Below are 25,326 nucleotides of genomic sequence, written 5' to 3'. Positions count from 1 at the left end.
CCGCGATCGCCAAACATCTTGTCCAACCTCAAAAAGCCGAACGGGTTATGCCCCAGCGATGAGAATCCCATGACCAAATCTATTGCCACCGCCTCGATCAACCGCGAAACCGCAGTCGCCCTCATCGACGCGGCGCTCGCTGCGGCCCGTGCCATCGGCATCCCGGCTGCCGTCGCCGTCGTCGACGCCACCGGTAACCTGCGCGCGTTCGAGCGCACCGACGATGCGCCGTTCCTTACCGTCGATGTTGCCATCGACAAGGCCTGGAGTTCCGCCTCGTTTGGGTTCCCGACCCATGTCTGGAACGACTATGTGACCAACGATCCAAAAGTGGCGCCGCTAGCCTATCGCCCTCGGATGGTCGCTGTCGGCGGCGGTTATCCGATTCTGGAGGATGGGAAGTTGATCGGCGGCATAGGCATCTCCGGAGGCAACTATCAGCAGGATCAGGATGCGTGCGTCGAGGCACTCATGAAAATCGGGTTCCAGTTGCCAGCCTGACGACTGTGAGGCCATCACCGGTGGTAATGGCCAACAGATCCAACCTTTGAGAGGCCTAATGATGGAAGCGTTCGTCGTCTTTACGCGGGAAGAAACCAGCGACCCACATGCACTCGCAACCTATTCTGCAGGCGTCGGACCATCGTTCGATGGTCACGACGTTACCTTTCTCGCCGCTTATGGCGCGATCCAGCATTTGGAGGGGCCGCCCATCGAAGGGGCCGTAATCTTGCGTTTCCCGACGATGCAGGCCGCTCGCGACTGGTATGACAGTCCCGCCTACCAAACCATCGCTGCTCATCGCTTTGCCGGTTCCCGTTACCGCGCCTTTATCATTGAAGGGCGGCGGTGACATACCGACAGAAGCACTTCGGCGCTGACCACGAGGTATCGGCGTGTGAACTCGCATCTTGGGAATCTGTGGGGGGGACCAAGACAGCGGCGCTAGGGGCTCATATCGTCGATCGGATCAGAGAGTTGCTCGGCGAGAATGGGTTATCTATTGCCGAGCTGACGGAGCGGAGCCGCCCTCTCCCAACGGATTGATTCAATCGTTGACGCTCCTCCTATCCGGATCCGGGTTTTCGCACGCTGATCAACAGAGTTACAGCGCGCAACGCCTGTAGTGGGCATCAGGGGATGGGTGGCAATCAGGATGATTGCCCACCTTCCAACGATTAACCTTGCTCAAGTTGCTTCACTAGTCGCTCCGCGTCGAGATGGAAGTCCGAGAAAACAATGCTACCGCCAGCGTCGATAACCGTAAACCACGGAGTTCCTCGTGTGCGGTAGTCTTCCATGAAGGTTGGAAACGGCGAGCCGGTCGGTTGCTCGTCGTGACCGAAAACGATAGGAAGCTCATACTTGAGCTGGTTCACGCGCAACTTCTCGAAGGTATTCTCATGCGTTCCTTCGAAGACGGTCTGGATCACTGCGAACCCCACGTCTTTTGAGCTCAACGCTGCATGCAACTTTTGTAGCGTCGGAAACCCATGCAAATGGCAACCTTGGCACCAATGCTGGAAGGCAAACAAGATTTTCGGGCCGGGCCCGATATCTGACAGTTTGAACGGCGCGATACTTTCCCCATCTTTGCCAATCCATTTTTGCACCCGCAGCTCAGGCGCTTGTCGTTCGATCTCGTTCATCTGATCCTCCAACCCCGATACAGAAGCTTAGTGGATGATCGCGCGTCGCGACGGTGCGCGAACGTCCGACCTTATTTTCCCTATTTCCTGAAGCCAGAATAGATCAGATCGACATTTCGTCCTTAATATACTCAAGCTGCCGGCGAGCGCGAACTGGGCAACCATGCGCTGGTGAGCCTTGAGCTTTGCACGCTGCCCATCCGTTTGAGAGCGAACCTGCAACTTCCGCTCCGCATACCGCAGATCAGCGTACGCAGCCTTGGGGTTATCTACCCTATAGCCATTGGGTATTGGGAATCATGCTGGCCTGACGCTATGTTCGATACGCGATTTTTTACGATGATAGAGCATCTGTATCTGATTTTTAGTCGATTGGCTTATTCGGCGGATGTGCGGGCAAATGCTTTACGCAGAGTACTGAAATGAAGGCCGGCTTCGGTCTGCCGTATCGAGCAAGAGGGGTCACTATGGTCACCAGAGGTTTCACCGGTCGCGGTTCAGGCGACCAGTCCGATCGGATTCCGCCAGGTCAGCATCTGGTGGAGGATTTCCCTGTTCTGTCGGCCGGCCCTACGCCGAGGGTAGAGCCCTCCGACTGGAAATTCACAGTCAAAATTGGTCCGAAGCCCGTCAAAACGTGGAATTGGGGCGAATTCAACACTCTACCAAAGACCCAGGTGACAAAGGATATTCACTGCGTCACCTCTTGGTCCAAACTGGATACCGTTTGGGAGGGTGTACTCATTGAAGACATCCTTGCAGATGCAGAGCTTGATCGGCCTACCGATTTCGTCTTGGCGCACTGCTACGATAATTATTCGACAAACGTCCCTCTGACGGATCTGCTTTCCGGGAAAGCGATGGTCGCCCTCAGTTATGCGGGCAAGCCACTTTCCCGCGATCATGGGGGGCCGGCGCGTCTTCTAGTGCCGCACCTTTACTTCTGGAAATCCGCCAAATGGGTGAATGCGCTGCAATTCACGACGCGTGACGAGGCCGGCTTTTGGGAGCTGCACGGCTATCACATCTACGGCGATCCGTGGCGCGAACAACGATACACCCATGACTGAAAACGAAGCGCAAGTCCGTTCGTGGCAATCATGCGTGATCGACGACATCATCCAGCAAACACCGAGTATCAAGAGCTTCTTCCTTCGGTTGAGCAAGCCGTTCGCGCACACCGCAGGTCAGCACGTCGATATCCGGCTGACCGCGCCCGACGGCTACAGTGCAATGCGCAGCTACTCGATCGCGTCATCGGCAGTTTCGACCCCGATCGTCGAGATAGCTATCGAGCGCATGCCGGATGCCGAAGTTTCGCCGTTTTTTCACGACATCGCGGCGATTGGTGACGAAATCGAAGTTCGCGGTCCGCTCGGTGGCCATTTCCTTTGGCCTGAGCCTGCCATAGATCCGGTTCTGTTGATCGGGGGAGGCTCCGGCCTCGTGCCGTTGATGGCAATGATCCGGCAGCGCCGCGCATTGGCCCAAGCCGTTCCGACAGCGTTGCTCCTGTCCGCACGAACCGCCGAGGACGTTCTCTTCTCAGAAGAACTTCATTGCATCGAAATCAGCGATCCGGCGTTCGTCCTGGCGCTCGCGATTACGCGCGAGAAACCGGTTCGCGCATCGGACTTTGCGCGACGGATCGACGGCATGATGGTCCAAGAAATTCTAACCAGGCTTCAGGGAAAGCCGACGCAAGTGTTCGTCTGCGGGTCTAACGGATTCGTCAACATCGCAACCGATAGCGCGCTGCTGGCGGGCTTGGACGCCTCCATCATCAAGACGGAGCGCTACGGGGGCTAGCGGCGCGAGCTATCTCACGTCGCGCCGATCGTAGACGTGCGCCCTGGGAAGCTTTGGCGATCAACGTGAACCGTTTTGCCGAACACAGTCTTCGTACCCCCCGGCCTCTAGAACGCCTTCGCTCGCGATACCTGGCTCGACATCAAGCTCAATTTGAAAGTTCCTGCACTATCCGTCGTCCTGATATGCTCGACCAGCATGATGGGCGATTCGAGCGGGACCGCTTCCGTCCCAATCGAGGCTCGGTTACCTTAGAGCATCGGCTCGGCGCTACAGGAGGCGCGTGCGGCCTCTGCCTGGCGGTGAAAGCACTTTGGGCCATGTCGCCTGGATAGCGGCCAATCGTCAGCATCTGCTCCGATGTCGGCCAAGGTGCAGTCGCCATCTTTGAACGCCGCGAATTGGAGATCAACGCCATGACAGCGATCCGCGTGCAACTGCCGGAGATGCAATATGACAACTGATGTATTGCTGTACACCACGAATTGGTGCCCGTTCTGCCGCCGAGCGAAGGCGCTCCTCAAGGAAAAGGGCGTGCGATGGAAGGAGCTCGATATTGAGGCGGATCCGGCTCACCGGCAGGCCATGGCGGAAGCGTCGGGGCGAAGCTCCGTGCCGCAGATCTTCATCAATGGCACCCTTATCGGTGGCTCCGATGAGCTATTCGCGCTCGATGTCAGAGGCGAGCTCGACAAACTTCTCGGGCGCAACCCGCCTGCCACCTGAGGAGGTGCGGCTTGGGGCAGCCAGCCCGCGAGCCTTCGCCGGTTGATGAATACAAAAGGAGAGTCCGTTGGTCTCAGCCATCTGGAAAGACACTACTATCGCCACAAGCGACGAAACAGTCATCGTCGAGGGAAATCACTACTTCCCACCGTCAGGAGTCGACCTGAGCCTGCTTGAGATGAGCCCGCACACATCTGTCTGTCCGATCAAAGGCGCCGCGCGCTTCTTTCATGTTCGCGCGGGTGACGCGCTCAACGTGAACGCCGCTTGGACCTATCCCGCCCCCACTCCGGATGCCGAGGGTATCCGGGATTACATCGCTTTCTGGAAAGGCGTGGACGTTGCCTAGCAGACTGGACGGACGACTTCGCTGATAGCCATGCGGGCGCCGACATCTCAATTATCCTGCCCACCCCGGGCCTCGTCGGCTGCAGGAATCTGCCCGGCACCTTAGCGCGACCCGGCACTGGCGGTCTCGCACCCGCCGCGCCTCTGTTCTATCAATAAGGATGGATGACATGGAGCATTCCGAGTTCGATGCCGCTTTCGCGAAGCTTGCGGAGGGATACAGAGAAGGGACTTATGAAGGCCGGCGTTTCAGCTTGATCGTCCGGCGATCTGGGGACGGACGTCGCAACAGTCTGTTCGCCAGGGAGTTGGACGGGACTGACATTGTCAGCTTCAACCTCTTCCGCGTTACATCAGATAGGACATTGTTGAAGCCGTGCGAAATGTCCGCCGAAAAGGTCGTAGCGTTCGTGCTGGAGTTCCGACCGGACACCTGACGGGCAGAAGAAGATCCCGGCCAACCGGCGCGCCTGCGACGGCCGGCTATCTAAGGCTGCGCAAGCCTATAGCCGCAGCTCATTGCACTTCGTCTGGCGAGGAATTCAACATCGATACGTCGCCATCCGCGGGGATATCGGTACAGGCGCCCGTGTAAGCCAGATTGAGAAATCCTAAGCGATGACTAACACCAATGACGCCACCCTTCCGACACATTCTATTCTTGAGGAATGCACAGCGATGGCTGTCGTCAACGCTCTGAAGATTATTCTGAAGAACAGCTACGCGATCTACCTTAAGACAAAAAATGCCACTCGGGCGCATCCCGCCCCTACTTCAGGGACTTTCACTTGCTTCTCGCTCTGTCACTCACAGCATCGGCACGCCCATGACGCATGGTATCCAGGCCTCATAATTTTCCCATATAACCTTCTTGTCTTTTGCGCACCCAGAAAGACTCGAGGCTTTAACTGGACAGATGAGCCCTCGAGGGTAGTGTTCACCTGATTGGCTTTCTCATATCTGATGTTGATTCGCACAGTGTGCCAACCAGGTGATAGTTTCAAAAAACCTGCGCTTCAGAGCGAATTAGACGATCTTCGATAAGAGCGATCCGCCTCAAAATCCAAAACATCTAACATTGTCCTAGAGCCATATTTGTACCTAGTACTATGGCGCTCCCATTAACACATTTGATGATGCACAGAAAACTTAGCTCATGATAGCTTTCAGCTAACAGCTATTCGGAAGCCCGAAAGGATTCAACCGTTTAAGCGTGAACCGTCGATTATAAATACTTTCGTAAGTTAGCTTTAAAGGACGCTTTTAGTCCTTGTAAATACGCATTACGACTCCACAGCTACCAAATCCATACGGCGCCAGCAACCATTAAAACACCCGACACTACTAAAACAATAGTAGAGGCGCGATTGCTGCCTTTCAAAGTATGACCAACACCCACATCCATAACTAGGTGTCGAATTCCGGCTACGAGATGATAAATAAATGAAGAGTATACCAACCAGAAACTAACTTTGCCGAAAGGTGAAGAAAAAATCTCCTTGACTTCATTAAAACCCTTTTCTGACTCCAACGATTTGCTCAGCATATACAGTATCAGTCCCAGAAAAATAAAGAGCATAATTCCTGAAATCCGGTGCAGAATCGATGTAAGCGCCGTGAGAGGAAGCTGAATGGTTCGAATATCAAGATTAACCGGCCGCTTTTTATTCATTTTGACTCCAGTCAACAATTCTAGTGGGGGATTTCAGTTTTCGATCTCATTCATCATAGCAGCTGTAACAAAAATAAAGAAGCATGGACGACTCTCAATGAGTTTATTTCGCTATGGTTTAGACTATGTTCAAATGGCGATTCAGCGTTTAATTGGTTTTGGGAAAAAAGAAGAGTTTAAGGAAATTTTGGCAATTTTAAGAAGGCAGAATCCTGATAGGATAAGGGTTCTGTGAAATTTGTCGTGTACAGAGAGATAAAATATAAGATTTAGAGGTCAAACTATGGAAACAGTCATGATTACTTTGATCTTAGTTATTAGACTTCCTTCATAAATCAAAAAACGTACAATTTATTTGATCTTAAATTAATCAGCAAAATTATTTAATTCAAGGGATAATCCTTGGATGAAATTCAAAGATATTCAAAAATTATCAGACGTTAAGTTTCGTAGGCTTACCGGTGTTAGTTGGGCTACATTTAACCTCATGCTGGCCGAGATAAATAAGCAGTTACCCCGTCATATTGGTAAAGGACGACCGCATAAATTACCGTTGGAAGATCGTTTGCTCTTATGTATAGAATATTGGAGAGAATATCGAACATTTTTCCATCTTGGTATGAGTTACGGTGTATCTGAAACGAGTGCAATTCGTATCACACGTGTTATTGAAGATACCTTAATCCGTTCTGGAAAATTTAACTTGCCAAAACAACTTCCTAATCGAGATGAAGTGGATTGGGAAGTTGTTGTGATTGATGCAACTGAAATATTAGTTCAACGTCCAAAAAAAAACAGAAGAAATGGTATAGCGGTAAAAAAAGCGACATACCTTTAAATTTCAGCTATCTATGCACTATACAACAGGTGAAATACTGAGTGTATGTGGAAGTCATGGAAGCATGCATGATTTTAAAATATTTAAAAAAAGCATGAGGAAATTAAAATTTAAGCCCTTTTTTATCGTTGATAAGGGGTATTTAGGGATAAAGAAATTGGGTTTTGGATGCCTCATGCCATCTAAAGCAAAGAAAACTGAAAAACTAGATTCTGAATTAAAAAAGTTAAATAAAGAGATTGGTCGTAGACGAATTCAAGTAGAGCATGTATTTGGAAGGATGAAATGTTTTAAGATTTTATCTTGTGTATATAGAAATCGTCGTAAACGATTAAACCTGCGGTTTAATTTACTTGCTGGCATATACAATTTAGATTGGGTGAAAGATAAACTATTAAATTGATTGAAAAATGATTTATGAAGGAAGTCTATTATTTTGATTTTACTAGGGTCTGTTGACATTTACTGTTCATAATTAACCCTATAAAGGTAGCCATAAAAATATACAGGCTAAAGCAACAGAACTTTGATAATTTCTTTTGAGCTTGTCATATCGAGTAGCTATTCCTCTAAATTGCTTTAATCTACAAAACATATTTTCAACTAAATGCCTGATTTTATATAAATACCAGTCCATATGGTCATTGTTCGATTGGCTATTTGTTTTCTTTGGTATATTCGCTTTAGTCCCTGTTTTCCTGATCTGTTCACGCAGTGGTTCTGAATCATAGCCTTTATCTGCACATACCACTTTTGTCTCTTTTAAATCTAATGTTGATATTAAATCAGGTGCAACTTTAACATCATGTGTGGTTCCATCGGTAATCATGAAATCAATAGGATTGCCATGTGCATCAACAATCAAATGTATTTTTGAGGAGTTTCCTCCTACACTTTTAGAAATAGATTGATTCGCTATGCCGGCAGAATGTTGATGAGCACGTACATGAGAGCCATCAATAAAAATCCACTCCATATCGGGGCATGAGGCTAGTAATTTGAATAATCTAAGTAACTTACCGCTGCTTGACCAACGATTAAAACGTTTGAAAATAGAGTTGGAATGACCAAAACAAGAAGGAATATCTCGCCACGGACAGCCTGTTCTAATTCTATAGAGAATAGCTTCAATAAAATTGCGTAAATTTGAGTTGTGGTGAATGGATAAATTACGCAGAATAACTTTCAACTTTTGCCAGTGTTGATCTGTCAGCATGGTACGAGGCATAGCGAATAGTAAAATTGGGTTCGGCGATTTGATTTTACTACTTCGCTATTTTTTTAAGCTAAAAGTGTCAACACACCCTAGTCATATTTTATAACAAGTAAAAATAAACTATGGCTTTTGGGTCTATGAATAGACTCAGTAATGCCCCCCAATTAATCGGTAAAAAAGTAAGACAGCTTTTCGCTCTCTTCTTAGCTTAGGAATTTCTGAATTATAGCCCATAAAATCAGCAACGCCCTCTAACGCTGTCATAAAGCGTTAGAGGGATAATGATCTCAAGATTGTATTGCTTGGGCTGTCTAATTTGCCGTATTAGGCACCATCACCAGCCCAAACCATATCCACTTTTTTTAAGCATTGCTTAATGCACTGGCTAAATCACCAGTACCCTTCAAGTCAGACACCTGTCCCTCCAAAGGCTGACTAAATTCAATACGCTGAATCTTTGCTGCCCGCTCTGCGGAGAACACTGGGATTTGACTCATCGCAAATTCAGACAGTGCGGTAATGGTCAGTGAGGGATTCACACCTAAATTTCCAGGTACAATCGAACCATCTAATACGCGTAAATTTTGATAACCAAAGACTTGACCAGTGAAGTCCACAACACCATTCGACTTGTCATTGCCCATCGCGACACCACTCATAATATGTGCTGTCGTTGGCGTTCCCAGTAGAATTTCAGTAAGTGCAGAACCTGGCTCTCCACCCAACTTTTGTGCAATCATTTTAGTGGCTTCTTCAGCCGCTGGGAATGAAACGGTGAGTGGCGTGTCCCCTTCTTTTTGCACGGCAGTGATACTATTTTTGAACAGTCGATACCACTTTCTACGCCATTCAAAATGAATAAACGCTTCAGACTTTTGCATTACCAATAAAATAATAGAGTCTTTGGCTTTACCCTTATAACGCAGTACTTTAAAGGTTTTTAAGGGATGTATTAAAGTGTTGAACACAAACTTCATAAAGCGCATAAAGCCCTGACCGGTCACCATCGGCACGTATGGAATATAAATCCATGAAGCATCCGCACCTTCAGGGAAACGTGTGACCTCGATATTGGTATCTGCATCGACTGAAATAAAGGAGCTGATTGCCACACCATCATCCAGTTTTTTACCAGTATTGTTCACTGTGGTCAGGGTTTCCGAGTTCGTCCGAACTTCCTGTCCCAGCAATGAAGAAATATTGGGTAAAGTTTTATGCTGATCACGCATTTTTAACAACATCGGTACAGTGCCCATTACACCCGCAGATAACACCACCCCATGACTGCGCAAACTATACTGACGAACTTGTTTCCCAAGGGTTTCTTTGACTATTACTTCGTAACCTGCGCTACCATCTTCATTCAGTGGTTTAATTTTCACCACTTCTGAACTTGGACGAATTTCAACGCCATTACGCTCAGCAAAATACAGGTAATTTTTCATGAGGGTATTTTTGGCATTATTACGACAGCCCAACATACAAGCACCACAATAAATACAGGAGTTACGATCTGGCCCATCTCCATTAAAATACGGGTCTTTCGCTAATTGACCTTCCTGACCAGCTGCTTGCGAAAAGAATACCCCTGTGTTGACCGTTTTAAAAGAGTCTGCATATCCAATTTCACTCGCAACTTCTTTTAACGTGTCATCTGCAATATTGGTATAAGTATTATTCGCTGTACCCAACATACGTTGAGCGAGACCATAAAACGGCTTTAAGGTTTCTTTCCAGTCTTTACGAATCTTGGTCCACGCCTCGGACTCAAAAACAGCATCAGGTGGAATTAAATGTACATTGGCATAAATTTGTGAGCCCCCACCAACGCCTACCCCGTGCAAAATGGTGGTTTTACTGGTGAAAGTAAATTGCATCGTACCTCTGAATCCCAGTTCAGGACGCCACAAATAGTTTTTGGTGTCTAAATTGGTGGTTGGAAAATCCTTATCTTCACGGCGTAAGCCTTTCTCCAAAATCAGGACTTTATAGCCTTTTTCACTAAGGCGTAAAGCACTGACCGATCCACCAAAGCCTGAGCCAATCACAATTTGATCATAATCAAAATCTATTTTATTCATCCTATTAACTCCTTTAATAGTTTTATTTTTCTGTTTTTAAATTTAAGCGCTTATGACTTCATCCGAATCAATAAATTCAACAGCCAATTGGCAAATTTTCCGTAAGGCGGCGCGAGAAACTTCAAGCTTGAAAAACCCGCCTGATAAAACACAGGACGCATTTTGGAAAAAGTCAAAAAGCCTTCATAGCCATGATAGTGCCCCATCCCGCTGGCACCGACTCCACCAAATGGTAAGTCATGCTGCCCGACATGAAATAAGGCATCATTGACCGAAACCCCGCCCGACATAACTCTGCTGATATAAAATTCGACTAAGCTTTTGTTATTGCTAAATGGATAAAAGGCCAATGGACGATCACGCTGAACAATATAGTCAACAACATCTTCAGGCTTTTGGTAGGTTTTGACCATCAAGATCGGGCCAAAGGTTTCACGCGTATCAATTTCCATCTCATCATTACTGTTCAACACCAAAGTCAGTGGAAATTTTCGTGTCGCAGCATCAGGCTCTTGCTGATTTAAATTAATTAAACTAGCCCCTTTGGCTTCAGCATCTGCCAAGCTATGTACTAAGCGCTGAAATGCACGCTCATCAATCACAGAAGTATAATCTTTGCTATGAATATCAGGCACATGTTCCTGCACCCAAACTGATGCCGCTTGAATAAACGCTTGTAACCTCGACTCATGTACAAATAAATAATCGACATTGGTACAAATTTGTCCCGCATTAAACTGTTTCACAAACATAATGCGTTCTACAGCTTTCTCAATAGGGTATTCAGAGTCAATCACCGCAGGAGATTTACCACCCAGTTCCAGAGTCACAGGGGTTAAGTTTTGTGCTGCAGCAGCCATGACTTTACGCCCTGTCGCACCAGAACCAGTAAACATCAGGTGGTCAAACGGCAATTTTGAAAATGCGATACCCACTTCACCAGTCTCATCGAAAATCTGTAATTTTTCCGCTTTAAAATATTTGGGGCTTAACTCAATCAGCAATTCAGCCAAATGTCTTGAATTTTCAGACATTTTAACCATAGCCGTATTTCCCGCAGCAAACACGGCCGACAACTGTGAAAACATCAAATTGATGGGAAAATTCCACGGCACAATAATTCCAATCACCCCCAGTGGCTGAGGAATTACGCGGTTCTTCGCACCAAAATACAAGCTATGATCGACATGTCTTTTTTGTACTTTAGTCCACTGTTTCAAGTGTTTGATGCTGCCGTTAATATCATCTGTGACCGTAATAATTTCTGCCAGTAAGGTTTCATGACGTGAACGATTGCCATAATCTCGATTCAGGGCTTCAATAATTGCTTCACGGTGATCGTTAATCAGTGCTTTTAAATTCAGTAAATGTTGCTTACGTTGCGCAATCGTTTCAATGCCTTGTTGATGAAAGCTTTTGCGCTGCAATTGAAAACAATCGTGTAATGTCTGTTCTATCACTGTTTGCTCGATATGAGGCTGAACCGTAAGTTGCATATGCTTTTCCTTTCACGGCTAAAAATGGTGATTCAATACTTCTTTTCTATGTTGATTGAGACAATCTCTTATCCTACTTTAACAAATGACTTGAATTATGCTTGACTTTTTAGGACACTAAATTGATCTTTTAGGACAACACGGAATGTTGTAATGGGAAGTTATATTCGTGCAGCCAGCCTCGGCGGTTTTGAAGACTTAGTCCGTAGTTATGGCGTAAACCCTATAGAAATCTTGAAAGAGATCGGGATTTTACCTGCTTTACTCCGTGATCCAGATTCATTTATTCATTATGATCATTATTTAAATTTATTGGAAAAAGCGGCCTTAGCTTGTCAGGATGATTGCTTCGGTTTAAAACTCGGTGCACTCCAAAATATTAGCACAATCGGTTTGATTGGCGTCTATATGTCCCGACAAATGACCATACTTGAAGCCTTAAGCGTGGCGCAAAAATATGTCTATTTACATGCTGAAGGCATTGTCTTCCACGTCTCGCAACATAATGCTCTGCTCTGTAAGCTGAACTTTGTGCGTTTAAGTGAATACAACACCGATGTACCACAAAAATCACAACTGGCCATTTGCCTTGTCGCGAATATTTTAAAAGATTTGATTGGCCCGCAGTGGCATGCAGAAAAAATTTGCTTCAAGCAAAAAGCACCACAAAAAGGTGCTCAAACTTTCCAAGCACATTTTTCATGTCAGGTAGAGTTTGAAACCGATGAAGATGCACTTTATTTTCCTGCAAGCTTTTTAAGCTATAAACCCTATAATTTTAATGAAGATGCCATCAATCAGCTGATCGTACAGCAGCTTGAAACACAAAGCAGCACCAAAACTGAAGACAATACCGCACTGATAGAGAGTTCAGTCCGCATGCTGATGGCGACAGGAGACTGCAGCATTGAAAATATCGCACTCTGTATGGGCATGCATCCGAAAAAGCTTCAGCGCGCTTTAAAAATGCAAGGAACAAGCTATCGAGATATACTCGAAAATGTCCGAAAAAAAGAAGCACTGCGTATGCTTGATGCAGGCAATGTGAATTTGACGGATATTGCTCTACAGTTGGGCTATGCAGAGTTATCTATTTTTAGTCGCAACTTTAAAAGTTGGTTTGGCGTTCCTCCAACCGAGTTAAGAGACAAAAGTCGAAGCCATATTGTATGACTTCTGGTTTTGCTACTTTGTTCAATAATGAGCATACCTCTGAGTTTCAAGATCAAACCAAATGGCAATATTTCCACGATTAATGAGAACTCGGTTATATGAGGAGCAATTGCTTGTACGGTCAATTTTAGGTGCTGGCTTCTTCATTCGGAAATTATATTGCTAAAGATGGCTTTAAGAATAGGTTTGTACAACAAAGCCCATCCTTCTAATCATTTATGGTTCACAGTAGAGCGATAGCGAACTAAAACTCTAAATTTTTTAATAAATTATGCTTTTAACGGTATAACAAAACGATAACTTATTTAAGCCAAGATAGAGTGCTGATTACACCGCTTAATGACCATCTGTCTTCATTCATCTATATTTAAAACTAAGGATTTTTGCTCTTAATATTTGATTCAACTTTTATATATTTTTTCTCTGTACACGACAAAAATAGATAACTCATTGAAATAATGTCACAATAATTGTTTTCTAACGACGAATACTATGATACATCTCAATGAGTTATATCTTATCTTAAACAAATCTCTAAAATGGAACAAGTCACATTTAAAGTGCTTTGCGCTCATCATGCTTGTGATTATTTTAAAGCAAACATGTAATCTTTCTTCTGCATCTAAAGCCTTGCCCATCAAGTGCTTACCACAATCATTTTATCGACGTATGCAGCGCTTCTTTGCAGGTCAGTATTTTGATTATCGTCAAATTTCTCAGTTGATTTTCAATATGTTTTCATTCGACCAAGTGCAACTGACTTTAGATAGAACCAATTGGAAATGGGGAAAACGAAATATTAATATCCTGATGCTCGCAATCGTTTATCGTGGAATAGCGATACCTATCCTTTGGACATTGCTTAATAAACGTGGAAATTCAGATACGAAAGAGCGCATTGCTTTGATTCAACGCTTTATAGCCATTTTTGGTAAAGACCGTATTGTGAATGTGTTCGCAGACAGAGAGTTTATCGGTGAGCAGTGGTTTACATGGTTAATTGAACAAGACATCAACTTCTGCATTCGTGTTAAAAAAACTTCATTGTCACCAATCATTTAGGAAAGAATCATAAAATTAGTGATTTATTTCGCCATCTTAAAGTTGGTCAAATTGAATGTCGTAAACGACGGATTTTGGTTGGTCGGGTGAAACTATATATAAGTGCACTACAGTTAGAAAATGGAGAGCTTTTACTCGTCGTTTCTCCTCAGTTTAATGCCAATGCTATTCAGGATTATGCATTACGCTGGGAAATTGAAACCTTATTCAGTTGTCTCAAAGGACGCGGGTTTAATCTTGAAAATACGCGCTTGACAGACCCTAGACGAGTGAAAAAATTGATTGCGGTGTTAGCTATAAGCTTCTGTTGGTGTTACTTAACGGGTGAATGGCAACATGATCAAAAAAAAGCGATAAAAATAAAGAAGCATGGACGACTCTCAATGAGTTTATTTCGCTATGGTTTAGACTATGTTCAAATGGCGATTCAGCGTTTAATTGGTTTTGGGAAAAAAGAAGAGTTTAAGGAAATTTTGGCAATTTTAAGAAGGCAGAATCCTGATAGGATAAGGGTTCTGTGAAATTTGTCGTGTACAGAGGTTCATTTTATAAACCTTTCAATAGTTTTGTAGCTCTTTATACATTTGATACCGCGTATAGCAGATATATAACACGGCGATGTTAATAGAGATTGCATGAAGAATGATGATCAGGTTGGCACCCGATAATTCATCATATAAGGGCGAATAAAACGCATAAACGACTGAGAGTTCAGACATTAAAATCCAAAAAAAGCGGATAGAGGGGATATATCTAAAAGCTTCACTTTTTGCTTAATTTGTTTTTGCTGACTCATATTTCTCACCATTAGATTACAGCCATTAATATTGATTAATGATTTCATCCATCACATAAATTGAGTAGTTGTACTGGTCTAAGCGATATTTGCTTTCTTCAGTATGTTCACTGGCCAATGCTTGTAGTTGAGTTTCGTTCATGGAAGAAGCATAGCGGTTACGGATTGATTTAAGCTGGCTCAATTCTAAACGTCCAGTACTCTTGGTCAGATTGCTGACAGTTGTGAATAGATCCTGGTCATATTCTTGCAATTCACCATACAGCCAAGCAAGGTGTTCTGCATTGATGTATGGGTTATTTTTTTCATAGTAGTTTTTCAGTTTGAATAAACTCAAACCACATATGAACACAGCAACCATAAGGCTAATGACAAGCCCCTCACCGAGTTTAAGTAGGTATAGGAATATAAAGATACTAATCACGCCAATGGCAATAGAGATATATCGCATGGTTTGATTTTGGAACATTTCTAACATGGGCATTACTCACTTTTTGTAATGTTGTTTTGATAAAGATGGTCTATTTGAGCGATGGCAAGTTTCATGCGTTCCGTGGTGCAAGTCAGGTCGTCATCAAAACGATGGTTGAATTCAACAATCCCCTGTTCTTCCATGTCTTGCATTTCACGCTTAGCATTACTTAAGCCTTTTTCTATACCAACCAGATTCAAGTTAAAGAAGTCTTCTAGTAGCTTTTCACTCTCAATGATTTGTTTGAGCTCAGTAACATAGACTTCAGTTTTCTTTTTGCTGATTTCCGCAGCCATCGCATAACGAAAGTTGCCGTTTACAACAACAGTTTTGAGATCTGGTGAATATTCGTTGTATTCACTTGGAATTCGACTAACGGACTGGACGGCGTGACTCCAGCCATACTTCTGAAAATATTCAATTCCCGTCATGGTATATACCTACGATTGTTCTTTTTTAAGTTCAATAACAGCCAATAACGCTTTGTTTTGGCGTTCCAATTCATATTGTTTTTGACGGTCTACATTTTGGCGATCGAAAAGTTCTCTAATCTGCTGTTTGTAGTGGTTGTCATAGTACGAATAGGCTTTACGTTCTGCTTTTCTACGTGCAATGCGAACTTTGGGATGCCAGTTGAATTCTTTGTCGTCTGCATAACCCCTCATGAACTCAACCAGTTTGCTATCACCACGCATTTTACAAACCTTAATGAAGCCCATTTCTAAAACTGTAATTGGCGCACGGCGCGGATCTCCAAACTCCCAACGCCGTTTAATCCCAAAGCCACACATCTCTATTTGAACCGTAATCATGGTTTAACCTTTATCAAATGTTTGAGCTTCTGGATCTTCGACATTAAATCTGGACCATCACTTTCATGGTAAACAAGGTGTTCATTAACGAATGTGATAAAAGCATCCAATTCAGTTTGAATCGTTGCCAATTGATTGCGTAACCACTGGCATGTGGCTTCATCTTGTTTTATCGCCGTTTCAAGCAATCCTCTCGCATGTTCATAGGCATTTGCCTCACCTTGCGCCACCATATCTGCAGATGATTTCCAATCGCCCCATTTCTTATTCCAAAAGTCATCGAGCAACTGCAGTAATTTTTCCACTTCCAATTGGTCATCGCTGATGGCTGGTGTTTGCATTTGATAGATAGATTTTTTAGTTTCTACTTCACTTTGCATCCAACCATCACGAAAAGCTTCCCATTTCGCCTGATGCACCCAAGAAGAATAATTGCCACTGGCCAACAGACTACCGACCACGCCGTATCTATTTTCAAAAGCGCTACGAGCTTCAATTTCTGAAGCAATGTTTTCATTAGTATTTTGCGTATCAATCATGCTGACTATCCCCATGAAGCAAAGGCACTTGTAATGAGATTTTTGTTTCCTTCATCTCATGAAGTTTTTGAATCGCACGTTCTGGATCTATCACCCATGCATCAAAGAGAAGTTGAGTGACAAAAGAAAACTTCTCACCAACTTTGCGGAACGGTGCGCCGTGGCTATTCAGGAATTGTTCAAACACAAGATATTGCTGTTCGATGGCCTGGTTAAGTTCAAACAGGTCAATACAGCCCTCTAGTAAGTTGTACTCACCTGAAGCATTCGGCATAAACATCCATTTACGCTCATGGGTTAAGCCATCTACATGTAGGTAGGCATGTTTGTTGAGACTAGTCCACTCAGGTTTCATCATGACGTAGGTGTTGTACTCGTCATCTTCAAGATAGTTGTAGTGGGTAGCATCAACGGGTTTCTTTGCTAAAACAGAAATGGCCTGTTCAAGTGTCAGACCGAGAATGAGTGCATGTGGTGTAGTTGATGATTGGTGATCCATATTCCCTACCCCTTAGATTGTCGGGCTAGTCGGTTTAGGACCACTCAAACAAACTTCGTTTTGAACGTGATTGTAGATCTCAGCCAAGTGAGGGCGTGTGCTAAAAAATTGATCTTTTGATGTATCAGAGAGGTTAGCACTCATGATGGTGAGTAGTGCTTCATTTTTGAATTGCGCTTGAACCGCCGTCTTTAATGCACCATTCAATGAAGCATGCAGATTGTTGAATAGCGAAATAACACGGGCATTCTGATCATTCTTTTTGAAGAAGATAAAATTAACTTCACGTTCACGGAAAAACACCAGCTGATATTCAAGCCCTGATTCTGATAAATCATTCCCCATATCAATCAATGCATCATCTGGTACGGCGAACGCAGCGTATTTTGAATCAAAGTTTTGAAGTGCTTTATTTGAGATTAGATTCAAACTTACTTTGCTTTGAATCGGCACACATTGGCTCAGTTTCTTAGCCAAGTAATGTGCAGCAGCCATGTGATGTGATCCACCAGCATTTTGAACAAAAATCTTAGGACTCCAGCCATAGATAAAAAATTGATCAGTGGTTGTATCTGGAGAGTTCAATAAACGGATTTCTGGCCATAACAACATTCGATCTAAATTTTCCATACTCACATCACTAATGTAATCAGGGCATGCGTTTTTTACAAAATCATCAATGCTACGGTACTGGCTTAAATCCGACTTGGAATTTGAGAAGCCCCCAATTTCAGATAGGTCAAGTAAGCATGGTGTTTCAAGATGAATGATTTCTGCAAAAATCGGATTAAATACTTCAGCCAATTCTTCAGCAAAGGTAGAGATGTAGAACGGCTTATGATTTTGCGTATCTTGACCAAGGTAGCTGATGGAATCGTTATCTTTGGCATGTGGATTCAAAACAATGTTTTTGCCTGGTACAAAATTAGTAGGAGATATACCAGTCATACAAAGAGAATCTTTGATTTGATGAAAAGGGAAAACATCGGTCATGGCGATGCTGTCAGAATTGACTAAACGGGTATCAATAAAGGGTTTTAACTTGAGATTCTTATAAAGCTTATGTTTTGCTGAAAATACCGAAAGTAAAGTGTCTAACATTTTAAGCACTCCATTGATTAATGCTTTATTAAAACTAATAAAGATATATTAATACAGAAAGTGCTTATAAGTATTTTTTTGGAAAATTAATTTAAGAATTGCGGTTGAGTGGTATTAGTTGCAAGTGGTTGTACGGCGTTGTTATCGACAGACTTTGAGTACTGTTGCACTTCAACAATTCGCACACCTTTAACGTGTAAACGTGTTTTATAGTCAGTCATTCCAAGTGTTTGTAAGTTTTCTAGCTGTTCTTTAGTCATTGCCTATATCCTGTATATTGGATGTGATTTAAGGGCAATTTAATTGATGTATTAAGGATTGTAAAGGGTAAAACACAGTTCATTAAACTTTTTATGAAATGGTATATACCGATTAAGCCTAAAACAAAACAAGGTTTTAAGAAGTGGTTTAGTTATGTTTAAGAATATGCACGTTAAAACTAAGTTATTATATTAAAATGCATCTAAACTAGGGTTAAAACCAAACTGGATGCCAATATGTGTTCAAACATTGAATCTTACGCCGTGAACCTATCCAATGTACCTAAAGCTATCTCTTGCTTGAATATGTATGACTTTCAAACGTTAGCACTAGGACCAACCTATTTACCCCGATTTATCACTTGCAGATCGCCACATTCCATATACGGCGCTATTGGTTGCATTTGATGTGAATGCGTCTGAAAAGTTTCGCTTAATCGAAATGATGGTGCCTGAAGCCATTCCGCTGTCGCAGTTGTTGTTATTGGCCATATTCAATGAAACGCCGTATAAGAGCGAATATGAAATAGCCCAATACATGCCGAGTGATGAATTAAGGCGTATTAAGTACAAACAGCTCACCCAAAAAAACTAAAGGCTGGATAACCAGCCTTATGTCTTCTACATGGATGCGTTTAGTCATCCTTTTTTTTGATTGTAATGCCTGATCGTAATGAAGCTGAAGAACCTTTTGAACCAAGTATCACCAACAATTTTTCAAAAGTAACGCATTCGTGCGAGAACGGGTTTTTCATCAAAGCTTTTTCAAACTTAGCTGCATACTGTTGTTCTACGAATTCCATTTCATTTTTAGTGCTATGTGAGATGGCTTGATCAAGACTGGCTTTGTTTTCCGCAATGTATTGTGTCTGATCTTCAGGTTTTACATGGCGTGGTATCTGAACAAGCTGATATTCAGTAATTGGCGCAACGGTTAAGTCATATCCTGTTAGGATCTCTTTCAATTCATCATAGTAGCTGTCTAGGTTCATTGGTGTGATAACGGCGCGAGTCACAGTTTCAACATCACTTTCCTGTTGAGCCTGTTCAGGTTCGCTTATACGTTCACCATAGATATTAAATTCAGCATCAAGATCCGCATTGTTGTAAGCACCAGCTTGTACTTGAGGTGAAATGTCAGAATCTTTACCGAAGTACTGGAACTGTTTTCGCTTCTCAATAATCTGGTCTTTAATGTTTGCTTCTTTTTGTGCTGAAACAATACTTTCACGGTGTTTTTGTTCTTTGGAGATTTCACCTTTCGCCGTGGACGAAGACATTACTGTTCTTTGACCAGGTGCCATCCCTTCAGGTGTGATGGATTCAAGACGTCTTGCTTCAAGAATCTGATGTACAAAATCTTGAGTAAAGTCTTTTACCGTGTTGTTGTTTTCGTACAAGGTGTTATTGAGCTTTCTGCAGATCTCAAAATCACCAAGCGCCGTGACATTGGCAGATGAATTGTTGTCTGTCAGTAGCGTGTGTTTTTCCTCAATCTCATGAATGAAGTCTTCAATTTTTAAAGTAGGATCGTAGATTTCAGATTTTTGGATATTGAAGATTGGGCAAAGGTCATTTAAGCGTAAGTACTTGGGTTGATCACCAGCCACATAGAACGCCAACATTGATACGATTTTAACGTCTGAAGTTTTACCACCTTCCCCTTTAGTTGATATGAGCAAGGTAAATTCGCCGTTGTGCTGTCCGGCAATTTGTTCAATTGTCACACGTTTTTCTTTGGCGAACTGGACTTCTGTTTGTGGTACCGAACGGTTGAATACTAGACCTTGATACATATTGATTGAGTTAACTTTACCTTGCCACTCTTCACCAGCAAAACCATCAACCAATTTGTATGTTGTACTTTCAGCACCCGAAGTAGTACGTCCAATGGCTTTAACGGTCGTGTTACCCCATGTAGCAGCTGCTTCCTCTTTAGATCCACGTTCAATATCTTCAAATGTTTGAGCACCGAACGTAATAGAGAAGTTAAGCGAACGTGCCTGAGCTGGTAAAACCGAAGCACCGACAATAACGATGTAGCCCCATTCGTCCAAAAATAGCTTAAATGAAGTAGAGGCGTTGGTTGGTCGTGCGTCAATAATGGCACGGCGTAAACCTTCCATTTTGTTACCAAGGGAACCAGCCATCATTTGTTTAATTGAGCCAATGATTAATTTTCCGAGCATTTTGAGTGAGTCTGGTGAACGCTCAAGAGCTGGTAATGGCACAGTTAAGATACGGCGGTTAAGTACAACGTCAAAAATATCAATATCACCGCCATGCTCTACACCAAAGATGTGACCATAGTTAAACGTCAAGTCGTTAATCGCCTTGGTTAACTGCATGGTGATATAACCGTGTTGCTCACGGGTTTTGGTTTCTTGTTTCTTTAACTTTTTAGGGTTGCTTGAATAACCAGGTAATGAAACGAGGTAGCCTTGAAGCTGTTCAGCCACACGTTCAAAGTCAATCCCGTATTTATCGTTATGACAAAATACCAATTCTTCAAGTGCTTCAAGTTCCATGTATTGCGTGAATACTTTTGGTGAAAGCTGAATGAAGCCATTGTCACGTAGATAGACCAAAACTCGTGTAAGTGCAGCGATAAAGGCCATCGCACGACCTTTCCACATGTCACCACCGCCACCGCCTGAGTCATCAAGCAAGTTGATCAAGAATTCAATCAACATCCCTGAGCTGGTGTTGCTCATTTGGTTCATTGAGTTGGTCATCTTGTCGGTTTGTGCACGTAGCATGTTACGACCTGAGGTAATGAAGTTGATCGTTAATAGATCCTCATTACGCCCAAAGCGGTTACATAAACGATAGTGGTCTTGTTGAGCCTTGGTATCACCTTTTGCGTCTACAAAGATATAACCTGAGTTTTGTACGTACTGGTTGGCACAGTTACCTAGCATGTATTCTGTTTTACCCGAACCCGTAGTACCTAACACAATTTGATGTGTACGGTCATCGGAGTTGGATGCATAAACAGGTAGACCAGTTTCACGGCAACGACCAAGGTAAGTCACACCCTCACCTTGTAGCTTATCGCGATTGGTACGTGCGTATTCCAAAAAGGCTTTTGGATTGTCCAGTACGTCATCTTTTACGCGTGATGTAATGTCAGTTGACGCATCCAGTGAGTTTGAATGCAACGGCGCACGGAATGGCCACTCAAAAAAGTAATCATTCGGATGTGTGTAGCGTTTTAATAGGTAATACGCGATCCCTATAAATATCTCACCGCCAAACGGAACAACAAACAAAATAACTGCAATAGCACCAAGAACGCCAACCAAATAATTAGCGCCGTCTGGCGCTGTAAGTTTTAAATGGATTTTCTCTAAGCCTGATCGTGTATCACGCTTAAGCGAACTAGGTCTGAACTTTGTTTGTGTGCCGTATTTTTGTGTAGAAGCCATACTTTGCGACCTACTCTTTTATCTTCAGGATAATAGGCAAAGTCGTTGTTTAACGACCTTACCCATATCCAAGCACTTCAATGTATATACCAATTAACGCAAATCTATATAGCTGATTGGAGTTAAGAAGAAACAGCTTCAGACTTACGTTGGTTCAGTAATTTTTTCTTCATGTTTTGCTCAAGTTCATAGCGTTGATATTCAACAACCATCTCTTGTGCCATGGTAGAAATCACTGAAGCAGTTGCTTTGTTTTCGTCAAAGTCCGTGCCTTTATTTTTGGCATTTTTCTCAATCATGGTACGCCGTGTCTTAATCTGGTTCTTCGCACCTTTTGGATAGAATTGTGCAAGGACCTTCAACGCCTTACCACGTTCACCGATAAGGTCATACGTGTAGTTACGGAGCGCACGTTCATCGGGATGTGTACTGAGTGACCATAAAAGGATTGGACCAAGTGAAACGGTATATAAGCCCGAACATTCCATTTTTTCGAGTTTAATTTTACTGAAGTACGTTAAGCCTTGATCTGAGAAACCTACGTTACCTGAACCAAGCGCATCCATTTCTAGTTGAGTTAGACCGATGCTGTCACGAATAGCTTCACGAGATTCGCGTGTACCAGGATCGACAATCACATACGCCGTAGCAAAGCCCACCAAGTCTTTAAAGTCTTCTACTTTGTGAGATGCCAAGTTAAGACGAGCACCCCATTTACGCAATGTACGTGCGTCTTCAGCCAATTCTTCTAATAGGATTGGATCGCCTTTCGCAACGTGCAATTCGTCATAAGACATAATTTTGCGGTCTTCAAGAAGCTCATTAATCAGTTGGGTTGCATATTCACGATAAGCTTGTGGGAATTTTGGAATATCGTCACGGCTCACGGCGAACTTACGTTTAATGAACATCCGTACAATCTGGAAGAATAGCGATGTAGTTTTAGGATCTGATGATGTCGCAACTTCGTTTAAGTCGATAGAAGCTACACGAGCGTTACCAATGTCAAAGTTGGTGTGATAGAAGAATGCTGGATAGGTATTTTGTGCAGCCATAATCTGATGCGCCAAAAAGTCCAGTGCTCGTTCATTATCAATATGAACATCACTCCAAACATCTAAAATTGATGAATCAGAAAGTGTTTCAATCATATCGCCAATAGTCGGCATTGCGTAACGGTGAGCCAACGTGCGTCCACGGATCTCATTCATTGAATGGAAAAGATCACGTAGAGCGTAATAAGAAATATCCTTACCTTGTTCAGAATGTGGCTCAATCAGTCCGTGTTTTTCCATGATGCGATCTAGTTCTGGATCTGCAAAGCGCATGTACTTACGTGCTTTATGATCAGCATTCGTATCATCAGCAAAATAGAATGTACGGCGTAGGACCGCACCAATAACGTCAGAAGTGTTTTTGGCTGGTTGCCCTTTCAATTCAGGCGGTGTTACCAATGAACTTAAAAACGCTGTCATTTGACGCATTTCGTAGTTCAACGGGTAGCGTAAGCCCATACTGAATTCAAGCGGATTAATCGCTTCTTCTTTTGAGTTTTTAATACGCTTATAGATGGCATAGTGACGTAGCTCTTCAGGCAATGAATCTTGCACTGTTTCTACTAACCCACGGCTTGACTCACCCACATCGACAATATAGGTCAACGGGATACGTTCGTTACCAGGCATCATGATGTCCTCAAGCATGCCTTTGTTCATTGTGACCGATTTACCCGTACCCGGTTTACCAATGTTAATAGTCGTCCATACAGTCACTTCATTTGAGAACGAATCAAGAATAATCAGTTTACCGTCTAAGGTTTTGTTGAGCTGATGCCCTTTATGGAATGGTGAGTTAATACGTGTCAGCGGTAACATGTAGAACACATCAAACAACGGTGCTGGTGAAATAGGTGCGTGATTACGTACCATCAAGCCCGGTATATGTGATGCCCAAGTCAAAATAGGATCGCCAGCCTGTTCCATGACTTTTGCACCGCCCCACGCTTCAAAACTCTTCCAAAGCTTTTGGCGCCGTCCTACAAGAATGTTTACACCATCTTCGGTATTCGGTGCCCATGTCATCATGGTCATTTGCAGACCAGCAACAGTGTCTACTTGATCTAGGTCATTTTTAGTGGCCATCAAAATGTTACCAGCATTACGAATGGCTTTGTTTTGTGCCGTCATAAAGTGAATAACGCTTGATAACGTGCGTTTCATCATGGTTCCAGCCATACCATCACCAGTAATACAGTAACTCACCGCATATGGGATAGAACGGATGTTACCGTTAGTGTCGTGCGTTTTGGCCTGGTGTAGTAAGCGGAATAGCGTTTCAAACGTATTCGTCTTAGCTGGATATATATCTACCATCAATGGCGCATATACAACGCCGTCAGTGATAACACTTCCCACTGGATAGAATGAACCTTGACTTGTACCAGGTAAGATCGCATTCGTCATGAGTTGTTCTGAGATCGGTTGATACAAAACGTGTGACGCATCATGTTCTGATGGTATTTCTTTCCAACGCATCGGTAAGCGTGTATTCAACATCGGCACAGACAAGGTGAAGTCATCTGAAGTTGAATGTGAGGCAATTTGTTTTTTAATCGTTAGACCAGCTTCAATAACATTCAATACTTCATAGATTGCTGGAAATTCTTCAGTTGAGAGTGAGTTTAAGAATTGTGAGACAAAAGACTCATGGTGTACGTATAAGCTGTCCGATGATTTAAGCATGTCTTGAGCATTGACCGTACTTGGCATTGTAATTTGCGACAGTAGCTTTTTACGGTTTTTTGAGTCTTGAGCTTTATCGATTGGCGATAGTAAGGTTGGCTCAGAGATTAAAGCGATATAACAGCTTTCGTTAAATACACCGCCTGAAATGGTTTCTGTCATTTCATCAATGATGATGTCTAGATTCATCGCACAACGCGCCGTGGTCGCCTTTTGCATGGCGTTCAAGTCATGAATGGCGTATGGCGTCTCATGGTCTACTTTGAACGCTAGATGAATCGTATGTCCACGGTCTTTGAAGTAGTTACGCATGTTGCTCGTCATCAAACCAATTTGACGGCTGAATGCATCACCACTAATTAAACTCTTAATCCCCTTATATTCGATGATCGTAATCATTGCACCAGTTTTTGTGACAAACGTATGTTCGTCCGATACTGTTTCTAAATCGCAATAATCCTCTACGTCAGCTTTCATGCTTTGTAGGAATAACATCAATATAATTTCAATCTTGGAGTAACCAGTCTTATTATAACCAGACTTCTCAGCTTTCTTCTTACTCATTTAAACACCTTTATTAATTCACCTTTCTACGTCTATCTTTGATT

At 43.3% G+C, this 25,326-nt stretch carries 26 protein-coding genes and 3 pseudogenes; 14 read left to right on the top strand and 15 right to left on the bottom strand.

The genetic code is table 11. The features are described 5' to 3' along the window. Positions 1 to 69: 69 nt before the first annotated feature. A complete protein-coding gene (locus EGS47_RS00775; protein ID WP_005006001.1) occupies positions 70 to 501 on the top strand; it encodes a GlcG/HbpS family heme-binding protein in 432 nt (143 codons plus the stop codon). 58 nt (positions 502 to 559) lie between these two features. Next, positions 560 to 853, top strand: a complete 294-nt coding sequence (locus tag EGS47_RS00770) for a DUF1330 domain-containing protein (protein ID WP_003464978.1) — start codon at positions 560 to 562, stop codon at positions 851 to 853. Positions 854 to 1,178: 325 nt separating this feature from the next. On the opposite strand, the gene EGS47_RS00760 is transcribed toward EGS47_RS00770, so the two are convergent. Continuing rightward, a complete protein-coding gene (locus tag EGS47_RS00760) occupies positions 1,179 to 1,649 on the bottom strand; it encodes a TlpA family protein disulfide reductase (RefSeq protein WP_003464979.1) in 471 nt (156 codons plus the stop codon). Between the two features lie 185 nt (positions 1,650 to 1,834). On the opposite strand from EGS47_RS00760, the gene EGS47_RS18770 reads away from it, so the two are divergent. The 6 genes from EGS47_RS18770 (at position 1,835) to EGS47_RS00735 (ending at position 4,969) form a co-directional block, all read left to right on the top strand. Continuing rightward, positions 1,835 to 1,960, top strand: a complete 126-nt coding sequence (locus EGS47_RS18770; protein WP_256380712.1) for a hypothetical protein — start codon at positions 1,835 to 1,837, stop codon at positions 1,958 to 1,960. 156 nt (positions 1,961 to 2,116) lie between these two features. Further along, a complete protein-coding gene (locus tag EGS47_RS00755) occupies positions 2,117 to 2,719 on the top strand; it encodes a sulfite oxidase-like oxidoreductase (protein WP_003464980.1) in 603 nt (200 codons plus the stop codon). After that, on the top strand, positions 2,712 to 3,458 hold the full coding sequence (locus tag EGS47_RS00750) for a ferredoxin reductase (protein ID WP_002118292.1): 747 nt from the start codon (positions 2,712 to 2,714) through the stop codon (positions 3,456 to 3,458). Before EGS47_RS00755 ends, EGS47_RS00750 begins: the two co-directional genes overlap by 8 nt. Before the next feature lie 453 nt (positions 3,459 to 3,911). After that, a complete protein-coding gene (grxC, locus tag EGS47_RS00745) occupies positions 3,912 to 4,184 on the top strand; it encodes a glutaredoxin 3 (RefSeq protein WP_005005995.1) in 273 nt (90 codons plus the stop codon). 67 nt (positions 4,185 to 4,251) lie between these two features. Beyond that, positions 4,252 to 4,533, top strand: a complete 282-nt coding sequence (locus tag EGS47_RS00740) for a DUF427 domain-containing protein (protein ID WP_003464986.1) — start codon at positions 4,252 to 4,254, stop codon at positions 4,531 to 4,533. Positions 4,534 to 4,702: 169 nt separating this feature from the next. Beyond that, complete coding sequence (locus EGS47_RS00735) at positions 4,703 to 4,969, top strand: hypothetical protein (RefSeq protein ID WP_003464988.1); 267 nt, start codon at positions 4,703 to 4,705, stop codon at positions 4,967 to 4,969. Positions 4,970 to 5,829: 860 nt separating this feature from the next. Here the strand turns inward: EGS47_RS00735 and sdhC are convergent. Next, positions 5,830 to 6,204 (bottom strand): succinate dehydrogenase, cytochrome b556 subunit, encoded by a 375-nt coding sequence (gene sdhC / locus EGS47_RS00725; RefSeq protein ID WP_005005993.1) that lies wholly within the window; start codon positions 6,202 to 6,204, stop codon positions 5,830 to 5,832. 70 nt (positions 6,205 to 6,274) lie between these two features. Between sdhC and EGS47_RS00720 the strand changes: the two are divergent. The 3 genes and pseudogenes from EGS47_RS00720 to EGS47_RS00705 form a co-directional block, all read left to right on the top strand. Continuing rightward, positions 6,275 to 6,439 (top strand): annotated as a pseudogene (locus EGS47_RS00720) (IS4 family transposase); the annotation flags it as partial. 171 nt (positions 6,440 to 6,610) lie between these two features. Continuing rightward, positions 6,611 to 7,042 carry a transposase family protein gene (locus EGS47_RS00710; RefSeq protein ID WP_125269086.1) on the top strand — a complete coding sequence of 144 codons (432 nt, stop codon included), beginning with the start codon at positions 6,611 to 6,613 and terminating at the stop codon, positions 7,040 to 7,042. Between the two features lie 13 nt (positions 7,043 to 7,055). After that, entirely contained in the window at positions 7,056 to 7,445 is a 390-nt protein-coding gene (locus tag EGS47_RS00705) for a transposase family protein (RefSeq protein WP_125269085.1), read from the top strand. A 59-nt stretch (positions 7,446 to 7,504) separates the two neighbouring features. Here EGS47_RS00705 and EGS47_RS00700 read toward each other — a convergent pair. The 3 genes and pseudogenes from EGS47_RS00700 to EGS47_RS00690 all read right to left on the bottom strand — a co-directional run bounded on the left by EGS47_RS00700 (position 7,505) and on the right by EGS47_RS00690 (position 11,835). Beyond that, positions 7,505 to 8,270 (bottom strand): annotated as a pseudogene (locus EGS47_RS00700) (IS5-like element ISAba31 family transposase). A gap of 350 nt (positions 8,271 to 8,620) precedes the next feature. Beyond that, complete coding sequence (locus EGS47_RS00695) at positions 8,621 to 10,339, bottom strand: GMC oxidoreductase (RefSeq protein WP_125269084.1); 1,719 nt, start codon at positions 10,337 to 10,339, stop codon at positions 8,621 to 8,623. A gap of 50 nt (positions 10,340 to 10,389) precedes the next feature. After that, complete coding sequence (locus EGS47_RS00690; protein ID WP_125269083.1) at positions 10,390 to 11,835, bottom strand: coniferyl aldehyde dehydrogenase; 1,446 nt, start codon at positions 11,833 to 11,835, stop codon at positions 10,390 to 10,392. A 153-nt stretch (positions 11,836 to 11,988) separates the two neighbouring features. Between EGS47_RS00690 and EGS47_RS00685 the strand changes: the two genes are divergently transcribed. Continuing rightward, complete coding sequence (locus EGS47_RS00685; RefSeq protein ID WP_005399986.1) at positions 11,989 to 13,008, top strand: AraC family transcriptional regulator; 1,020 nt, start codon at positions 11,989 to 11,991, stop codon at positions 13,006 to 13,008. Between the two features lie 30 nt (positions 13,009 to 13,038). On the opposite strand, the pseudogene EGS47_RS00680 reads toward EGS47_RS00685, so the two are convergent. Beyond that, positions 13,039 to 13,155, bottom strand: a pseudogene (locus tag EGS47_RS00680) (IS5/IS1182 family transposase); the annotation flags it as partial. Between the two features lie 345 nt (positions 13,156 to 13,500). Here EGS47_RS00680 and EGS47_RS00675 point away from each other — a divergent pair. Next, a protein-coding gene (locus EGS47_RS00675) for an IS4-like element ISAba1 family transposase (RefSeq protein WP_100607965.1) occupies positions 13,501 to 14,591 on the top strand; the annotation gives its coding sequence in 2 pieces (ribosomal slippage) (positions 13,501 to 14,041 and positions 14,041 to 14,591; 1,092 coding nt in all). A 300-nt stretch (positions 14,592 to 14,891) separates the two neighbouring features. Here EGS47_RS00675 and EGS47_RS00670 read toward each other — a convergent pair. From EGS47_RS00670 to EGS47_RS18315, 7 genes are all read right to left on the bottom strand, one after another. Beyond that, positions 14,892 to 15,344, bottom strand: a complete 453-nt coding sequence (locus EGS47_RS00670; protein WP_005005931.1) for a hypothetical protein — start codon at positions 15,342 to 15,344, stop codon at positions 14,892 to 14,894. 5 nt (positions 15,345 to 15,349) lie between these two features. Beyond that, positions 15,350 to 15,769 carry a hypothetical protein gene (locus tag EGS47_RS00665; RefSeq protein ID WP_000145713.1) on the bottom strand — a complete coding sequence of 140 codons (420 nt, stop codon included), beginning with the start codon at positions 15,767 to 15,769 and terminating at the stop codon, positions 15,350 to 15,352. A gap of 9 nt (positions 15,770 to 15,778) precedes the next feature. Then, positions 15,779 to 16,150 (bottom strand): hypothetical protein, encoded by a 372-nt coding sequence (locus EGS47_RS00660; protein ID WP_005005929.1) that lies wholly within the window; start codon positions 16,148 to 16,150, stop codon positions 15,779 to 15,781. Then, positions 16,147 to 16,689, bottom strand: a complete 543-nt coding sequence (locus tag EGS47_RS00655) for a hypothetical protein (protein ID WP_005005928.1) — start codon at positions 16,687 to 16,689, stop codon at positions 16,147 to 16,149. The genes EGS47_RS00660 and EGS47_RS00655 overlap by 4 nt, the downstream gene beginning before the upstream one ends. Next, a complete protein-coding gene (locus EGS47_RS00650; RefSeq protein ID WP_005005926.1) occupies positions 16,682 to 17,188 on the bottom strand; it encodes a hypothetical protein in 507 nt (168 codons plus the stop codon). The genes EGS47_RS00655 and EGS47_RS00650 overlap by 8 nt, the downstream gene beginning before the upstream one ends. A gap of 12 nt (positions 17,189 to 17,200) precedes the next feature. Then, on the bottom strand, positions 17,201 to 18,289 hold the full coding sequence (locus tag EGS47_RS00645; protein ID WP_005005924.1) for a DUF6685 family protein: 1,089 nt from the start codon (positions 18,287 to 18,289) through the stop codon (positions 17,201 to 17,203). Between the two features lie 86 nt (positions 18,290 to 18,375). Then, on the bottom strand, positions 18,376 to 18,549 hold the full coding sequence (locus EGS47_RS18315) for a hypothetical protein (RefSeq protein ID WP_005005921.1): 174 nt from the start codon (positions 18,547 to 18,549) through the stop codon (positions 18,376 to 18,378). A gap of 409 nt (positions 18,550 to 18,958) precedes the next feature. On the opposite strand from EGS47_RS18315, the gene EGS47_RS00640 reads away from it, so the two are divergent. After that, a complete protein-coding gene (locus EGS47_RS00640) occupies positions 18,959 to 19,144 on the top strand; it encodes a hypothetical protein (RefSeq protein ID WP_058952567.1) in 186 nt (61 codons plus the stop codon). A gap of 40 nt (positions 19,145 to 19,184) precedes the next feature. Here EGS47_RS00640 and EGS47_RS00635 read toward each other — a convergent pair whose 3' ends face one another. After that, positions 19,185 to 21,977, bottom strand: coding sequence for a hypothetical protein (locus tag EGS47_RS00635; RefSeq protein ID WP_005005919.1), 2,793 nt, complete (start codon positions 21,975 to 21,977; stop codon positions 19,185 to 19,187). 122 nt (positions 21,978 to 22,099) lie between these two features. Continuing rightward, positions 22,100 to 25,282: a hypothetical protein gene (locus EGS47_RS00630; RefSeq protein WP_005028612.1), complete on the bottom strand. Its 3,183-nt coding sequence runs from the start codon at positions 25,280 to 25,282 to the stop codon at positions 22,100 to 22,102. Between the last annotated feature and the right edge of the window lie 44 nt (positions 25,283 to 25,326).

This window comes from Acinetobacter sp. FDAARGOS_515, from assembly GCF_003938865.1.
GTDB classification, from domain to species: domain Bacteria; phylum Pseudomonadota; class Gammaproteobacteria; order Pseudomonadales; family Moraxellaceae; genus Acinetobacter; species Acinetobacter ursingii.
Note: the sequence above shows the minus strand (reverse complement) of the source record. Positions and strands in the feature narration are given on the sequence as shown.

What these genes read in the sequence shown, in the direction of transcription:
- EGS47_RS00775 (WP_005006001.1), top strand. Translation starts at nt 70, where the DNA reads ATGACCAAATCTATTGCCACCGCCTCGATCAACCGCGAAACCGCAGTC.
- EGS47_RS00770 (WP_003464978.1), top strand. Translation starts at nt 560, where the DNA reads ATGATGGAAGCGTTCGTCGTCTTTACGCGGGAAGAAACCAGCGACCCA.
- EGS47_RS00760 (WP_003464979.1), bottom strand. Translation starts at nt 1,649, where the DNA reads ATGAACGAGATCGAACGACAAGCGCCTGAGCTGCGGGTGCAAAAATGG.
- EGS47_RS00755 (WP_003464980.1), top strand. Translation starts at nt 2,117, where the DNA reads ATGGTCACCAGAGGTTTCACCGGTCGCGGTTCAGGCGACCAGTCCGAT.
- EGS47_RS00750 (WP_002118292.1), top strand. Translation starts at nt 2,712, where the DNA reads ATGACTGAAAACGAAGCGCAAGTCCGTTCGTGGCAATCATGCGTGATC.
- grxC (WP_005005995.1), top strand. Translation starts at nt 3,912, where the DNA reads ATGACAACTGATGTATTGCTGTACACCACGAATTGGTGCCCGTTCTGC.
- EGS47_RS00735 (WP_003464988.1), top strand. Translation starts at nt 4,703, where the DNA reads ATGGAGCATTCCGAGTTCGATGCCGCTTTCGCGAAGCTTGCGGAGGGA.
- sdhC (WP_005005993.1), bottom strand. Translation starts at nt 6,204, where the DNA reads ATGAATAAAAAGCGGCCGGTTAATCTTGATATTCGAACCATTCAGCTT.
- EGS47_RS00710 (WP_125269086.1), top strand. Translation starts at nt 6,611, where the DNA reads ATGAAATTCAAAGATATTCAAAAATTATCAGACGTTAAGTTTCGTAGG.
- EGS47_RS00705 (WP_125269085.1), top strand. Translation starts at nt 7,056, where the DNA reads ATGCACTATACAACAGGTGAAATACTGAGTGTATGTGGAAGTCATGGA.
- EGS47_RS00695 (WP_125269084.1), bottom strand. Translation starts at nt 10,339, where the DNA reads ATGAATAAAATAGATTTTGATTATGATCAAATTGTGATTGGCTCAGGC.
- EGS47_RS00690 (WP_125269083.1), bottom strand. Translation starts at nt 11,835, where the DNA reads ATGCAACTTACGGTTCAGCCTCATATCGAGCAAACAGTGATAGAACAG.
- EGS47_RS00685 (WP_005399986.1), top strand. Translation starts at nt 11,989, where the DNA reads ATGGGAAGTTATATTCGTGCAGCCAGCCTCGGCGGTTTTGAAGACTTA.
- EGS47_RS00670 (WP_005005931.1), bottom strand. Translation starts at nt 15,344, where the DNA reads ATGTTAGAAATGTTCCAAAATCAAACCATGCGATATATCTCTATTGCC.
- EGS47_RS00665 (WP_000145713.1), bottom strand. Translation starts at nt 15,769, where the DNA reads ATGACGGGAATTGAATATTTTCAGAAGTATGGCTGGAGTCACGCCGTC.
- EGS47_RS00660 (WP_005005929.1), bottom strand. Translation starts at nt 16,150, where the DNA reads ATGATTACGGTTCAAATAGAGATGTGTGGCTTTGGGATTAAACGGCGT.
- EGS47_RS00655 (WP_005005928.1), bottom strand. Translation starts at nt 16,689, where the DNA reads ATGATTGATACGCAAAATACTAATGAAAACATTGCTTCAGAAATTGAA.
- EGS47_RS00650 (WP_005005926.1), bottom strand. Translation starts at nt 17,188, where the DNA reads ATGGATCACCAATCATCAACTACACCACATGCACTCATTCTCGGTCTG.
- EGS47_RS00645 (WP_005005924.1), bottom strand. Translation starts at nt 18,289, where the DNA reads ATGTTAGACACTTTACTTTCGGTATTTTCAGCAAAACATAAGCTTTAT.
- EGS47_RS18315 (WP_005005921.1), bottom strand. Translation starts at nt 18,549, where the DNA reads ATGACTAAAGAACAGCTAGAAAACTTACAAACACTTGGAATGACTGAC.
- EGS47_RS00635 (WP_005005919.1), bottom strand. Translation starts at nt 21,977, where the DNA reads ATGGCTTCTACACAAAAATACGGCACACAAACAAAGTTCAGACCTAGT.
- EGS47_RS00630 (WP_005028612.1), bottom strand. Translation starts at nt 25,282, where the DNA reads ATGAGTAAGAAGAAAGCTGAGAAGTCTGGTTATAATAAGACTGGTTAC.